The organism is Kitasatospora sp. NPDC049258 (assembly GCF_040678895.1).
Classification (GTDB): domain Bacteria; phylum Actinomycetota; class Actinomycetes; order Streptomycetales; family Streptomycetaceae; genus Kitasatospora.
This window is the reverse complement of record NZ_JBFAQT010000031.1, coordinates 15,698-28,671: the sequence shown is the minus strand read 5'-3', so window position 1 is coordinate 28,671 and position 12,974 is coordinate 15,698. Positions and strand designations below refer to the sequence as shown.

The following is a 12,974-nucleotide window of genomic DNA, read 5'->3' as shown; positions in this document are numbered from 1 at the left end:
CCTCCCGAACCGGAGGGCCGCACGGGCCGTTTGCCGGCCTTCGCACAGGTCGGCAGGGTAGGTAGGACGATCCGTCAACTCCCTGCGTAGTCCGGGCTATTGCCAGGTGGTCTAGGCCAATCGTACCCTCATGCCCAGGCTGCGCGCCGGGTCCGCGCCCCGCCTTGCCCTGGGGTCGCTCCCCCGGGCTCCGGGCAGACGTGCCCGTCCCCCACAGCAGGCCCGAAGTACCGTCGAGGAGATCCCCCATGTCCGTAACCCGCCGCCTCCTGGCCTCGGGTGTGGTCGGCGCCGCCGTGCTGTTGACGGCCGCCGCCACCTCCGGCACCGCAAGCGCCCACGGTTCGCTCTACGGCCCCGTCAGCCGGGTGGCCTCCTGCTACGCCGAGGGCCCCGAGAACCCGAAGTCCCAGGTGTGCAAGGACCTCGTCGCGCTGAGCGGCACCCAGCCGCTGTACGACTGGAACGAGGTCAACATCGCCAACGCGAACGGCCAGAGCCAGCAGATCATCCCGGACGGGAAGCTCTGCTCCGCCAACCGCGACAAGTACAAGGCCCTCGACCTGGCCCGCACCGACTGGCCGGCCACCACCGTCGCCACGGGCGCGTTCAGCTTCAACTTCCGGGTGACCGCCCCGCACCAGGGCGTGATGACCCTCTACATCACCAAGGCCGGCTTCGACCCCACCAAGCCGCTCAGGTGGTCGGACCTCGACCTGGCCAACCCGGTCGCCAGCTACCCGACCGGCCGCTCGGCACCCAGCGGCTACTACACCTTCAGCGGCAACCTGCCCAGCCGCACCGGCCGCCAGCTGCTCTACCTGGTCTGGCAGCGCACCGACAGCCCCGAGGCCTTCTACGGCTGCTCCGACCTGCAGTTCGGCACCACCGCCGTGGCCGGCGCCCAAGCGCTCGCCGCACCGCAGGCCCCGACCGAGCAGCAGATCGCCGCGGGCTACACCCGCTCGACCGTCGACCACCAGGGCCACGGCGGTGACCACCAGGCCGCCGCCGGACCGCAGGGCGGCGCGGCCGCGGCCTCGCTCTCCGGCGGGTCGGCCGGCTCGCTGGTGCTCGGCGGCTCCGCTGTGCTCTCGGTGGCCGCCTCCGCGGTGTTCGTCTACCGGCGGCGTCCCGGCACCCTCGCACAGAGCGCCTGACCGCCCGCCGCACCGGAGCGGTCGCCGGGAGACGCCCCATCGTGCCCCGGCGGCCGCTCCACCAGGACAGCACTGCGGCACCGTTTCGACCCGCCGGGAACTCCTCCCCCGATCCCAACGACTACCTGGTCCCGGGGCCACTGCAACGGCCCCGTCCTTCCCGGAGATCAGGAGAGTCCCCATGCGTTCTCGCGTCCTGCGCGGCCTCGCGGCAGCCGCCGCGCTGCTCGCCACCACCGCCTGCTCGACCGACGGGGGCGGCAGCGGCAGCGGGCCCGCACCCGAGGCGACCGGCGCCGGGGCGACCGCCTTCCCCGTCAAGATCGCCGACTGTACGGGCCACGAGACCGCGTTCGCCGGCCCGGCCGCCCGGATCGTCACCAGCAACGGCTCCGCGCTGGAGATGCTGCTCCAGCTCGGCGCCGGCGACCGGGTGATCGGCACCGGCTTCCCGCCCGGCCCCGGCACCCTGCCGCCCGCGATCGCCGCCCAGGGCGCCAAGGTGCCCGTGCTCGGCGAGACGGGGATCGCCAGGGAGAAGCTGCTCGGCTCGGGCGCGGACACCTACGTCGACGCCTTCGGCGCGATGGACCTGATGGGTGGCGCCGGCGACGCCCCCACCGAGGCGGAGTTCACGGCCGCCGGGATCAGGCACGTCTTCCTGCTCTCCACCGCCTGCGCGGCCACCGCCAAGGGCCCGCGGACCGACCTCGCCGAGGTCGAGCAGGACATCCGCCGGCTCGGCGCCGTCACCGGCACCTCACCCAAGGCCGCCGAGCTGGTGGCCGCGATGGACGCCAGGACCAAGGCCGTCGGCACGGCCCTGGGGGGCCTGCCCGCCGACCGCCGGCCCGGCTACTTCTTCTTCGACTTCGACGCCGGCACCAAGCAGCCGGTGGCGCTCTGCAACCGCCAGGTGGGCAACGCGGTGATGGCCCTGGCCGGTGCGCGCAACGTCTTCGCCGACTGCGACGCCGACTTCAGGCCGGTCGGCTGGGAGGACGTGGTGGCCAGGAACCCGGACTGGATCCAGCTGGCGGTCCGCGACCGCGGCAGCGAGGCGGAGAACACCAAGGCGTACGACGAGGCGGAGCGGTTCCTGCGCGAGTTCCCCGCCATCAAGGGCCTGGCCGCCGTCCAGCAGGGCCACCTGCTGCGGATCGGCTCCGAGGTCACCACCATCGCCGGCACCCGCAACGCCGACACCGTGCGGCGGATCGCCGCCGCGCTCCACCCCGAGCTGGTCGGAAGCGGCAGCTGAATGGCCGCCACCACCGCCCCGCACCATGCCCCGCAGGCCGGCCCCGGGCACCGCTCCCGCCGGATCCCGGCCGGCTGGGCCGCCGCCGGGCTCGGCATCGCCCTGGTCGGCGCGCTCACCGCGGCGGTCTCGCTCGGCTCGGTGGACCTGCCGCCGGCCGAGGTCTGGTCGGTGGTCGCCCGCCGGCTCACCGGGCGCCCGCCGCTGCCCGGCACCAGGGATCTGATCGTCTGGCAACTGCGCGTCCCGCGCGCGCTGCTGGCCGCTCTGGTCGGCGCTGGGCTCGGCCTGGTCGGCGCCGCCGTCCAGGCCCTGGTCCGCAACCCGCTCGCCGACCCGTACCTGCTGGGCATCTCCTCCGGCGCCTCGCTCGGCGCGGTCGCCGTCATCGTGCTCGGGACGACCGGCGGCGCCCTGGCCGGCCTCGGCATCTCCGCGGCCGCCTTCCTCGGCGCGCTGGGCGCCTTCGCCCTGGTCTGGGCGATGGCCCGGCGCGGCGGAGGCTTCTCCCCCCTGCGGCTGGTGCTGGCCGGCGTGGGGATCGGCCAGTTCCTGGCCGGCTTCACCAGCTACCTGGTGCTCCGGGCCGGGGACGAGCGGCAGACCCGCGGCGTGCTGTTCTGGCTGATGGGCAGCCTGGGCGGCGCCACCTGGAGCGGGCTCGCCGTCCCCGCGGCGGCCGTCCTGCTCGGGCTGGTCGCGCTGCTCGCCCGGGCCCGCGGCCTGAACGCGCTGCTGGTGGGCGACGAGACCGCGGCCAGTGTCGGGGTGCCGGTCGCCCGGCTGCGCCGCGAACTCTTCGTCGTCACCAGCGTGCTGACCGGTGTGCTGGTGGCGGTCTCGGGCGCGATCGGCTTCGTCGGGCTGATGGTGCCGCACGTCTGCCGGCTGCTGTGCGGCGGCGACCACCGCCGGCTGCTGCCGCTGTCCGCGCTCACCGGCGCCGTCCTGCTGGTGGTGGTCGACACCGTGGCCCGCACCGCCCTGGACACCCAGGAGCTGCCGATCGGCGTGGTCACCGCGCTGATCGGCGCGCCCGCCCTGCTCTACCTGCTGGACCGACGACTGGAGCGCAGTTGAGGATCGCCCTGGAAGACCTGCACGTCGCCCTGGCCGGGCGCACCGTGGTGGCCGGCGTTCACCTGGTCGCCGAGAAGGGCGAGATCGCCGGCCTGGTCGGCCCGAACGGCAGCGGCAAGTCCTCCCTGCTGCGCACCGTCTACCGGCACCTGGCGCCGCGCGCCGGGCGGGTGCTGCTGGACGGCCGGGACCTCGTCGGGTACTCCCCCGCCGAGTCCGCCCGGCACGTCGCGGCGCTGCCGCAGGAGCGCGGCGGGGACTTCGAGCTGACGGTCGGCCAGGTGGTGGAGCTCGGCCGGCTCCCGTACCAGCGCGCGTTCGCCGCCCGGAGTGCCGCGGACCGGGCGGCGGTGACCGCGGCCCTGGCCCGGGTCGGCCTGCTGGAGCACGCGCACCGCCCGTTCGCCCAGCTCTCCGGTGGGGAGCGGCAACGGGCGCTGCTGGCCAGGGCGCTGGCCCAGGAGCCGGACGTGCTGGTCCTGGACGAACCGACCAACCACCTGGACGTCCGGCACCAGGTGGAGCTGCTCGCCCTGCTCCGCGCCCAGGGCCGCACCACCCTGGTGGCGCTGCACGACCTGAACGCGGCCGCCTCGGTCTGCGACCGGCTGCACGTGCTGCACGCGGGCGCGCTGGTGGCCTCCGGGCCGCCGCGCGAGGTGCTGACCCCGGAGCTGCTCGCCACGGTGTTCGGGGTCCGGGCGGCGGTGGTGGACCATCCGCTCACCGGCGATCCGCTGATCGCCTTCGACCACCGCGGCCCGGCCGACCGCGACCCCGACCCCGACCCTGGGCCCGCCCGGGGCGCCGCCGCCGTCGAGCGGTGAGCCGTGGGGGGCGGGCGCCGCCGGGCCCCGCCCCCACGCGCGCTACCCCCCGGCCGCCTCGAAGTGGCTGGGCCGCCCCTCGCGGTGGACCAGGGCGCCGAGCCGCTCGGCCTGCGCGCGGTGCATCAACTCCCACTCACCGTCGGCCCGGTGCAGGACGACGGCGTGCCAGGGGGTGGCCCAGACGTCGCGGTGGTCGAGCAGCCGGATGCCGAACTTGGCGGCGCCGACCGGCTGCGGGTGGATGGACAGCCGCACGGCGTCGGGGTACCGCTCGGCGATCAGCGCGCCCCAGGCGCGGCTGCGCTGGATCACCCCGTACGCCCGGCGGCGGCACTCGCGCTGGAGCGCCGACCCGGTGCCGCCGAAGTCGGCCGTGTCGTCCACCAGGAAGCGGGTGATGCCCCGGTAGAGCCCGTTGGTCTCCTGGTCGGAGCGCACCTCGGCGCGCAACTCCTCCAGGGTGGGCGCGTACCGGGCGTGCACCAGCGCGCGCTTGTCCTGGTGCGGCAGGTCGCCGAGCACCTGGCGCAGGTCGAAGGTGGCCAGGTGGTGCAGGCCCGCGCGGCGGATCATCGCGGTGAGTTCGTCGGAGTAGGCGTCGATGTGCTCGTCGGGCACCCGGATCAGGTCGCCGAAGACATGGCCGTCCGAGCAGATCAGGATCCGGGCACCGGGCGAGTACACCTCGGCGATCCGCCGGCACAGCCGGTTCAGGAAGCCGAGCGCCAACCGCTCGCCCTCGTCGGGCAGATGGCCGAGCACCTTGCGGGTGTTGGGTGATTTGCAGGGGAAGCCGGGCAGGGTGAGCAGCACCGGCTCGCCGGCCGCGACGAAGGCGGCAATCTGCCGCAGCTGCACCGGGAAGGCCTCGGCCGGAGCGGGTCGGTCCGGATCAACGGCCCGGCGGTGCGGGATCAGCAGGTCGAGGATCTCGACGCTGACCCGCTCGACCGCGGGGTGGGTGGTCGGGAGTGCGGCCATGGCGGCACTGGACGGCATGCGGTCCTCCACGAGGGCATGGCGGGAGGGCGCCTCGGCGCGGGAGCGCCGGGCGCGGGAGACGGACGGGTGGGCGGGCGGGCCGCAGGTCGGCGGGTCGGTCAGCCGGTCAGCCGGTCAGCTGGTCGGCCGGTCAGCTGGTCGGCCGGTCAGCCGCGGCGGTCGTAGTGGATTGGCAGCCGGTCGACACCCCGGGCCAGCACGGCCGGGATCCAGGAGAGTTCGTGGTCCTCGACCGCGGGCCGCAGCCCGGGCAGCCGGGCGAGCAGGGTGCCGAGCGCGATCTGGAGCTCGGCACGGGCCAGCGCGGCCCCGGGGCAGAAGTGGATCCCGTGGCCGAAGGCCAGGTGGGGGTTGGGTGAGCGGTCGAAGTCCAGGGCATCGGCCGCGGGGAACTGCTCCGGATCCCGGTTGGCCGCGCAGAGCGAGACGATCACCGAGTCGCCGGCCGGGATCCTGGTCCCGTACAGGTCGCTGTCCTCGGCGAAGAAGCGCCAGGTGGTCAGCTCGAACGAGCTGTCGTGACGCAGGAGTTCCTCGACCGCCCGGGGCAGCAGCGCGGGCTCGTCGCGCAGCCGGGCGAGCTGCTCGGGGTGGCGCAGCAGGGTGATCAGCATGGTGCTGATCTGGTTGGTCACGGGCTCCTGGCCGGCGACCAGCAGCTGGAAGATCATCGAATCCAGCTCCTCCTTGCCGAGCCGCCCGTCGTCCTGGGCGGCCACCAGCCGGCCGAGCAGGTCCTCCGCGGGCTCGGCCCGCTTGTGGGCGACCACGTCGGCGATGTAGGTCTGGAGTCCGCGCAGCCGGCCCTCGTAGGCGGGCCGGCCCGGGTCCCGGGGGCCGACGGGCTGCACCACCTTGCCCCAGTCACGGTCGAACCGGCCGGCCAACTCCGCAGGCAGGCCGATGACTTCGGCCAGTACCCGGAAGGGGTAGTGGGCCGCGAAGCCCTGCACCAGGTCGGCGCCACCGGTGGCGGGCAGCGCGTCCACCAGCGCGTCGGCGATCGCCTGGAAGCGCGGGCGCAGCTCCTCGATCCGGCGCGGGGCGAAGCCGTCCAGGACGAGCCGGCGCATGTCGGTGTGCTTGGGCGGGTCCTGGTGCAGCAGGTGCACCTGGAGCTGGGAGTGCTGCGGCTCGGGCATGATCGACGCCAGTCGGCGCCAACCCTCGTTGCCCAGGCGGTGGTTCTTGCCGAGCCGGGGGTCGTTGAGGGTGCGGTGGGCGGCCTGGTAGCCGGTGACCAGCCAGGCGGCGATGCCGCTGGGGAAGCGCACCCGGTGCACCGGGCCGGCCTCGCGCAGCTCGCGGTAGAGCGGGTAGGGGTCGCGCTTGTACTCCCGGCCGAACAGCGGCACGGGCTCGGCCGATACGGCGGACGGTTCGGCGCCGGGGGTCGGCGGGGTGTCATGGCCGTACGGGCAGCCGCCCGTCGGCACGGTGGGGTCGATCATGACTGTGGCTCCCGAAGGGGTCAGAACGTCAGGTGGGGGTTGTGGTGGTCGAGCCACAGGGCGAGGTCGACCACGCGCTCCAGGCGCAGCCGGTGGCCCCAGGTGAGCCGGTCCGGCGGGGTGTCCAGGGTGGCCTTGACGACGCTCTCGTCGGCGATCTCGCGGACCCGGCCGTGGTGGGCGTCCAGCGCGTCGCGGGCCATCGCCTGCAGGCCGCTGTTGTAGTCGGGGTGGTGGGTGGCCGGGTAGTGGTTCTTCGGCCGCCGCAGCACGGAGTCGGGGGCGAGGCCGGTGGCGGCGGCGCGCAGCAGGCTCTTCTCCCGGCCGTCGAAGCTCTTCAGTGCCCAGGGGGTGTTGAAGGCGTACTCGACCAGCCGGTGGTCGCAGTACGGGACGCGCACCTCCAGGCCCTGAGCCATGCTCAACCTGTCCTTGCGGTGCAGGAGTTGGCGCAGCCAGCGGGTCAGCGAGAGGTGCTGGAGCTCGCGTTGGCGGTGCTCGGTCGGGCTCTCGCCGGGCAGGTGCGGGACGGCGGCCAGCGCGTCCCGGTAGGTGTCCGCGCGGAACTCGGCGATCCGCAGGGTGGCGGCGAGATCGGGGTTGAGCGGCATCGCGGCCTCGTCGCCGGTGACCAGCAGCCAGGGGAAGGTCTGCGCCTGCACGGCCTTCGGGGTGTGGAACCAGGGGTAGCCGGCGAAGATCTCGTCCGCCGCCTCGCCGGAGAGCGCCACCGTGGAGTGCTCGCGGATCCGGCCGAACAGCAGGTAGAGCGAGGTGTCCATGTCGCCGACGCCGATCGGCGAGTCCCGGCACTCCACCACGGCGCGGCGGTGTTCCGGGTCGAGCAGGCGGCGCGGGTCGAGCACCACCGTGGCGTGGTCGGTGCCGATGTACGCGCCGGCCTCGGCGGCGAACGGGGTGTCGTGGCCGGTGCGCAGCACGTCGCCGGTGAACTGCTCGGCCTGGTCGCTGTAGTCGACGGCGTACGAGCGCAGCCGGGCGCCGGGGCCCTCGGAGAGCCGTAGTTCGTCGGCGGCCAGGGCGGTGATCACGGTGGAGTCGATGCCGCCGGAGAGCAGGCTGCAGAGCGGGACGTCGGCCTCCAGCTGGGCCCGGGCGGTCCGGTTGACCAGCGAGCGGACCCGCTCCACGGTGGCCTCGCGGCCGTCGGTGTGCGGCCGCGCGGTCAGCTGCCAGTACAGCTGCTCGCGCAGGCCGGCGCGGTCGAGGGTGAGCAGGCCGCCGGGCGGGAGTTCGCGGACCCCCGCCCAGAGCGTGGGGCCGGTGTTGAAGAGCAGGCTGTAGGCCTCGCGCAGCCCGTCGGCGTCGACCCGCGGGGTGACCTCGGGGTGGGCGAACAGGGCCTTGGGCTCCGAGCCGAAGACCAGCCCGCCGTCGACCTCGGCCCAGTACAGCGGCTTGACGCCGAGCCGGTCGCGGACCAGCAGCAGCCGCTCGCGGTGGGCGTCCCAGATCGCGAAGGCGTACATCCCCTCCAGCCGGTCGACCACCGACTCGCCCCACTGCAGGTAGCCGCGCAGCACCGTCTCGGTGTCGCTACGGGTGCGGAACTCGTGTCCGAGGCGCCGGAGTTCGGCGCGCAGCTGGTGGTGGTTGTAGACCTCGCCGCTGTAGCTGAGGACGGCGGTCGGCTGCTCCGGTCGGTCGGCCATCGGCTGGACGCCGCCGGCCGGGTCGATCACGGCCAGCCGGCGGTGGCCGAGCGCCGCGTGCGGGGCGAGCCAGCAGCCGCCGGCGTCGGGGCCGCGGCGGGCCAGGGTGGCGGTCATCGCCTCGATGACGGCGGCCTGGGGGGTGAGGTCCTGGTGGAAGGACACCCAGCCGGTGATTCCGCACATGCGGAGGTTCCCTTCTGCGGGGGAAGGCGGACGGGGAGCGGGGAGGGGCGGGGCGGGAGGGGCGGAGGAGTTCGGCGGGGGAACTCAGCGGCCGGCGGGTCTTCTGCCGCCGAGTGCCAGCAGCGGCACGGCGAGGCAGCCGGTCAGCGCGGCTGCGGCCAGGCCGGCGTGCACGCCGCCCTCGCCGCGCCCGGCCAGCCCCCAGACGGCCGTGGCCAGCGCCGGCCCGAGCGCGAAGCCCAGCGAGCGGGCGAGCTGGACGGTGGAGCCCGCGGTGGCCAGCCGGCCGGGCGGGGCGCAGGACATCACCAGGGCCTGTCCGGGTCCGCCGTACAGGCCCATGCCGAGACCGGCCAGGGCGAGGCGCCAGACGATCGAGGCGGTCGGCCAGGTGTCGCCGAGCGGGACGAGCAGCAGCAGGCCGAGGGCGGTGAGGGCGGCGCCCGCCGCCGCGGTGGGGCGGGCGCCGAAGCGGTCGGCGAGCCGTCCGCCGAGCGGTCCGGCCAGACCCATGGCCGCCGGGAAGGCGAGCACGGTGAGGCCGGTCGCGGTGGCGCCTGCCCCCTCCTCGCGCTGCAGGTGCAGGGAGAGCAGGTAGTGCATCGCGGCGAAGCCCGCGGCGATCGCCAGGACGGCGGCGTTGACCGCCGAACTGCCCGAGTCGCGCAGCACCGACACCACCGTGCGCCCGCCGGGGCCGCGCAGCCAGAGCGCCGCGCACGGCCCGGCCGCCAGGACGAGCAGCAGCCAGGCGGGGCTGTCCGGCGCCAGGGTGAGGGCCAGCAGGACGGCGCCCACGGCGGCGCCGACCAGGGCGGCGTCGGCCAGCGCCCGGCGGTCGGGGCGGTGCAGCCGGCCGCCGGGCACCAGGTGGCGGTGCGCGAGCACCAACGCGACCAGGCAGAGCGGCAGTTTGACCAGGAAGACCGCGCGCCAGCCGAGGTGGTCGAGCAGCAGGCCGCCGACGGCGGGGCCGGTGACGGCGCCGAGCGGGCCCAGGGTGGCCGGCACGCTCATCGCGCGGGCCCGCAGTTCGGGCCGTACCGCGGTGGCGGCCAGCACCGGCATCAGCACGAACAGCACCACGGCGAAGCAGCCCTGGGCGATCCGTGCACCGATCAGCCAGCCCGCGCCGGGTGCGCCGGCGGCCGCGGCGGAGCAGAGCGCGAAGCCGGTCAGCGAGCCGAGCAGCGCGGGCCGTACCGCTCCGCCGTCGAGCCAGCGCCCGGCCGGCAGCAGCAGGGCCACGACCGCCAGTTGGTAGCCGAGGCCGGCCCACTGCGCGGTCTCGGGCGGCACGTCGAGCCCCTCCGCGATGCTCGGCACGGCCACCGTGACGATGTTCAGGTCGAGCATCGCGAGGAACGCGAGCAGGCCGGCCAGGCCCACCAGCGGCCACCGGTCGAGCCGGGCCCCCGCGGGGGCGGGCGCGGTCCGCTCGGTGGTCATGACACTCCGCCGCGTGTCGGCATGGACCGCCCTCCCCGTAGTGACGGGTGCCGCGGATCCGCGGCACCCGTCCCACCAGTCGTCCGCCGGGGCGGGAGAGTTCCGAACAGGTGGCGGATTTCTTCCGGAACTCCGGGTACCGCTCGGAATCGGCCGCTCAGCCTCCCGCGAGCAGGCCGGAGAGCTGCTGCGCGGTCACCGCGACGGCCGTCACCCGGAGGTCCCCGCCGCGCCGGAAGTGCAGCACGAACTCCACCCGCTGCCCCTCGGTCAGCCGCTCCGGCCGGACCAGCACCAGGTCCGCGCCCATCAGGTCCATCGCCAGCTCGCCGCGCGCCGGGACGGTCAGCGCGTCGGCTTCGGCCGGGCGGGCGCCGCCGCCCCGGTGGACGTGCCGGCTGAGCGTCACCCGCTCGGCCACCGAGGTGCTCGCCCCGGTCAGCCGGTCGGGCACGTCGCCGGGGTTGCGGACGGTGAAGAAGGCCGAGGTGGCCGCCGGGTTCGCACCGGTGCCGATCAGCACCCAGCCGGGCGCGGCCCGCACCGGCCGGGCCCGGCCCGCACCGCCGAGGCCGACCCAGCCGCCGAGGACCACCAGGGTGAGGGCCGCGGCGCCGATCGGTGCCAGTCGCTCCCTGGGCATCCTCATCGGCCCGCCCCCGCCCGGGTGGGGCGGCCCGGCCCGGGCCGCCAGGTGCGCAGCCGCAGGCTGTTGCCCACCACCAGCACCGAGCTGGCCGACATCGCCAGGCCCGCCAGCATCGGGTTCAGCAGCCCGAGGGCGGCGAGCGGGATCAGCACCACGTTGTAGCCGAAGGCCCAGCACAGGTTGGCCCGGACGGTGGCGAGCGTACGGCGGGCCAGCAGGACGGCGTCCACCACCGACTCGATCCCGCCGCCGGCCAGGGTCAGCCCGGCGGCACCGATCGCGGCATCGGTGCCCGAGCCGAGCGCCACCCCCAGGTCCGCCCCGGCGAGCGCCACCGCGTCGTTCACCCCGTCGCCGACCACCGCCACCGTCCGCCCGGCCGCGCGCAGTTCGGCGACCAGCTCGGCCTTGCGCTCGGGCGAGGCGCCGGAGTGCACCTCGGCGATGCCCAGGTGCTCGGCCACCGCCCGGGCGGCGCCCGGCCCGTCACCGGTGGCCAGCACCGGGGTGAGACCGAGAGCGCGCAGCCGGTGGACGGTGCGGTAGCTGCCCGGTCGGAGGCTGTCGCCGACCACCAGCAGCGCGGCCGGCACCCCGGCCAGTTCGACCACGACCGCGGTACGGCCGTCGGCCTCGGCCCGTGCCAGCGCCCCGGCCAGGGCGGCCGGCAGCACGGCGACCGCGCTCGTCCGCACCACCCGCACCGCGACACCCTCCACCTCGCCGCGCACCCCGGTGCCGGTCTCGGCGGCGAAGCCGTGCACCGGCGGCAGGCCGTCGCCGCAGCGGCGCCGGGCCGCCGCGGCGACCGCCCGGCCGATCGGGTGCTCGGAGTGGCTCTCCAGCGCGCCGGCCCGCCGGAACACCACGTCCAGGTCGGCGCCGGGCGCGGCCACCGCCTCCAGCAGCTCCATCCGGCCGCTGGTCAGCGTGCCGGTCTTGTCCAGCACCACGGTGTCGATCCGCCGCAGGCTCTCCAGCACCTCGGGCCCGCGGACCAGGACGCCCAGTTCCGCGCCGCGTCCGGTGGCCGCCAGCAGCGCCGTCGGGGTCGCCAGGCCGAGCGCGCACGGGCAGGCCACCACCAGCACCGCGACGGCCGCGGTCATGGCGGCGGCCGGGTCGGCCCCGGCCCCCAGCCAGAAGCCCAGCACGCTGACCGCGATCGCCAGCGCGCACGGCACGAAGACGCCGGCGACCGCGTCGGCCAGCCGCTGGGCCTTCGCCTTGCCGGTCTGGGCCTCGGCCACCAGGGCGGTGATCCGGGCGAGCCGGGTGTCCCGGCCGACCTCGGTGGCCCGGACCAGCAGCCGGCCGCCGACGTTCAGGGTGGCGCCCGAGACCCGGTCGCCCGGGCCGACCTCGACCGGCATGCTCTCGCCGGTCAGCAGCGACAGGTCGAGCGCGGAGCCGCCCTCGACCACCACCCCGTCGGTCGCCACCTTCTCGCCCGGCCGGACCACGAACTCCTGCCCGGGCAGCAGCTGTTCGACCGGGATCCGGCGCTCGGCGCCGCCCTCCAGCACGCAGACGTCCTTGGCCCCGAGTTCGGCCAGCGCCCGCAGCGCCGACCCGGTGCGGTCCCGGACCCTGCCCTCCAGCCAGCGCCCGCACAGCACGAACAGCGGCACCCCGACCGCCGCCTCCAGGTAGATGTGCGCCTCACCGGCCCGCGCGGTCAGCGAGAACGGCATCCGCATCCCCAACTCGCCGGCGCCGCCGAACAGCAGGGCGTACGCCGACCAGCCGGCCGACGCCAGCACGCCGAGGCTGACCAGGCTGTCCATCGTCCCGGTGGCATGCCGCAGACCCTGCCAGGCCCGCCGGTGGAAGGCCGCCGAGCCCCAGGTCACCACCGGCACGGCGAGCGCCACGCTGACCCACTGCCAGCCCCGGAACTGGAGCCAGGGCACCATCGCCAGCAGGATCACGGGTACGGCCAGGGCCGCGACCACCGCCAACTGCCAGGCGGGCACCAGGTCCTGGTGCGGCGCCGGGCGCGGGTCCGGGCCGGCCGGCAGCTCGGCCCGGTACCCGGCCGCCTCGACGGCCGCCACCAGCTGCTCGGGCCCGACCGAACCGGGGTGCACCACCCGGGCCCGCCCGGTGGCCAGGTTGACACCGGCGCTCACGCCCGGCAGCCGGGTCAGCCGCTTCTCCACCCGGGCCACGCACGCTCCGCAGGTCATTCCGTCCACCACCAGGTCGGTGGTCACCAACTCGTCGGGATCCG

General features: G+C 75.7%; 10 protein-coding genes. 4 read left to right on the top strand and 6 right to left on the bottom strand.

Annotation, left to right across the window (positions count from 1 at the left end; all coding sequences use genetic code 11):
* Positions 1-248: 248 nt before the first annotated feature.
* The 4 genes from AB0K43_RS23590 (at position 249) to AB0K43_RS23575 (ending at position 4,328) form a co-directional block, all read left to right on the top strand.
* Positions 249-1,160, top strand: coding sequence for a lytic polysaccharide monooxygenase (locus AB0K43_RS23590; protein ID WP_363642849.1), 912 nt, complete (start codon positions 249-251; stop codon positions 1,158-1,160).
* Between the two features lie 181 nt (positions 1,161-1,341).
* Positions 1,342-2,421: an ABC transporter substrate-binding protein gene (locus AB0K43_RS23585; RefSeq protein WP_363642847.1), complete on the top strand. Its 1,080-nt coding sequence runs from the start codon at positions 1,342-1,344 to the stop codon at positions 2,419-2,421.
* Positions 2,422-3,501: an iron ABC transporter permease gene (locus AB0K43_RS23580; protein WP_363642845.1), complete on the top strand. Its 1,080-nt coding sequence runs from the start codon at positions 2,422-2,424 to the stop codon at positions 3,499-3,501.
* On the top strand, positions 3,498-4,328 hold the full coding sequence (locus tag AB0K43_RS23575; protein WP_363642843.1) for an ABC transporter ATP-binding protein: 831 nt from the start codon (positions 3,498-3,500) through the stop codon (positions 4,326-4,328). The genes AB0K43_RS23580 and AB0K43_RS23575 overlap by 4 nt, the downstream gene beginning before the upstream one ends.
* Before the next feature lie 42 nt (positions 4,329-4,370).
* On the opposite strand, the gene AB0K43_RS23570 is transcribed toward AB0K43_RS23575, so the two are convergent.
* The 6 genes from AB0K43_RS23570 to AB0K43_RS23545 form a co-directional block, all read right to left on the bottom strand.
* On the bottom strand, positions 4,371-5,312 hold the full coding sequence (locus AB0K43_RS23570; RefSeq protein ID WP_363642917.1) for an isocyanide synthase family protein: 942 nt from the start codon (positions 5,310-5,312) through the stop codon (positions 4,371-4,373).
* 167 nt (positions 5,313-5,479) lie between these two features.
* Entirely contained in the window at positions 5,480-6,784 is a 1,305-nt protein-coding gene (locus tag AB0K43_RS23565; RefSeq protein WP_363642841.1) for a cytochrome P450, read from the bottom strand.
* A 20-nt stretch (positions 6,785-6,804) separates the two neighbouring features.
* Positions 6,805-8,643, bottom strand: a complete 1,839-nt coding sequence (gene asnB / locus AB0K43_RS23560; RefSeq protein WP_363642839.1) for an asparagine synthase (glutamine-hydrolyzing) — start codon at positions 8,641-8,643, stop codon at positions 6,805-6,807.
* Positions 8,644-8,727: 84 nt separating this feature from the next.
* Complete coding sequence (locus AB0K43_RS23555; protein WP_363642837.1) at positions 8,728-10,092, bottom strand: MFS transporter; 1,365 nt, start codon at positions 10,090-10,092, stop codon at positions 8,728-8,730.
* A 157-nt stretch (positions 10,093-10,249) separates the two neighbouring features.
* Entirely contained in the window at positions 10,250-10,741 is a 492-nt protein-coding gene (locus AB0K43_RS23550) for a copper chaperone PCu(A)C (RefSeq protein ID WP_363642835.1), read from the bottom strand.
* On the bottom strand, positions 10,738-12,930 hold the full coding sequence (locus tag AB0K43_RS23545; protein WP_363642915.1) for a heavy metal translocating P-type ATPase: 2,193 nt from the start codon (positions 12,928-12,930) through the stop codon (positions 10,738-10,740). The genes AB0K43_RS23550 and AB0K43_RS23545 overlap by 4 nt, the downstream gene beginning before the upstream one ends.
* Between the last annotated feature and the right edge of the window lie 44 nt (positions 12,931-12,974).

Coding starts and splice junctions, on each gene's coding strand:
- AB0K43_RS23590 (WP_363642849.1), top strand. CDS start 249: ATGTCCGTAACCCGCCGCCTCCTGGCCTCGGGTGTGGTCGGCGCCGCC.
- AB0K43_RS23585 (WP_363642847.1), top strand. CDS start 1,342: ATGCGTTCTCGCGTCCTGCGCGGCCTCGCGGCAGCCGCCGCGCTGCTC.
- AB0K43_RS23580 (WP_363642845.1), top strand. CDS start 2,422: ATGGCCGCCACCACCGCCCCGCACCATGCCCCGCAGGCCGGCCCCGGG.
- AB0K43_RS23570 (WP_363642917.1), bottom strand. CDS start 5,312: ATGGCCGCACTCCCGACCACCCACCCCGCGGTCGAGCGGGTCAGCGTC.
- AB0K43_RS23565 (WP_363642841.1), bottom strand. CDS start 6,784: ATGATCGACCCCACCGTGCCGACGGGCGGCTGCCCGTACGGCCATGAC.
- asnB (WP_363642839.1), bottom strand. CDS start 8,643: ATGTGCGGAATCACCGGCTGGGTGTCCTTCCACCAGGACCTCACCCCC.
- AB0K43_RS23555 (WP_363642837.1), bottom strand. CDS start 10,092: ATGACCACCGAGCGGACCGCGCCCGCCCCCGCGGGGGCCCGGCTCGAC.
- AB0K43_RS23550 (WP_363642835.1), bottom strand. CDS start 10,741: ATGAGGATGCCCAGGGAGCGACTGGCACCGATCGGCGCCGCGGCCCTC.
- AB0K43_RS23545 (WP_363642915.1), bottom strand. CDS start 12,930: ATGACCTGCGGAGCGTGCGTGGCCCGGGTGGAGAAGCGGCTGACCCGG.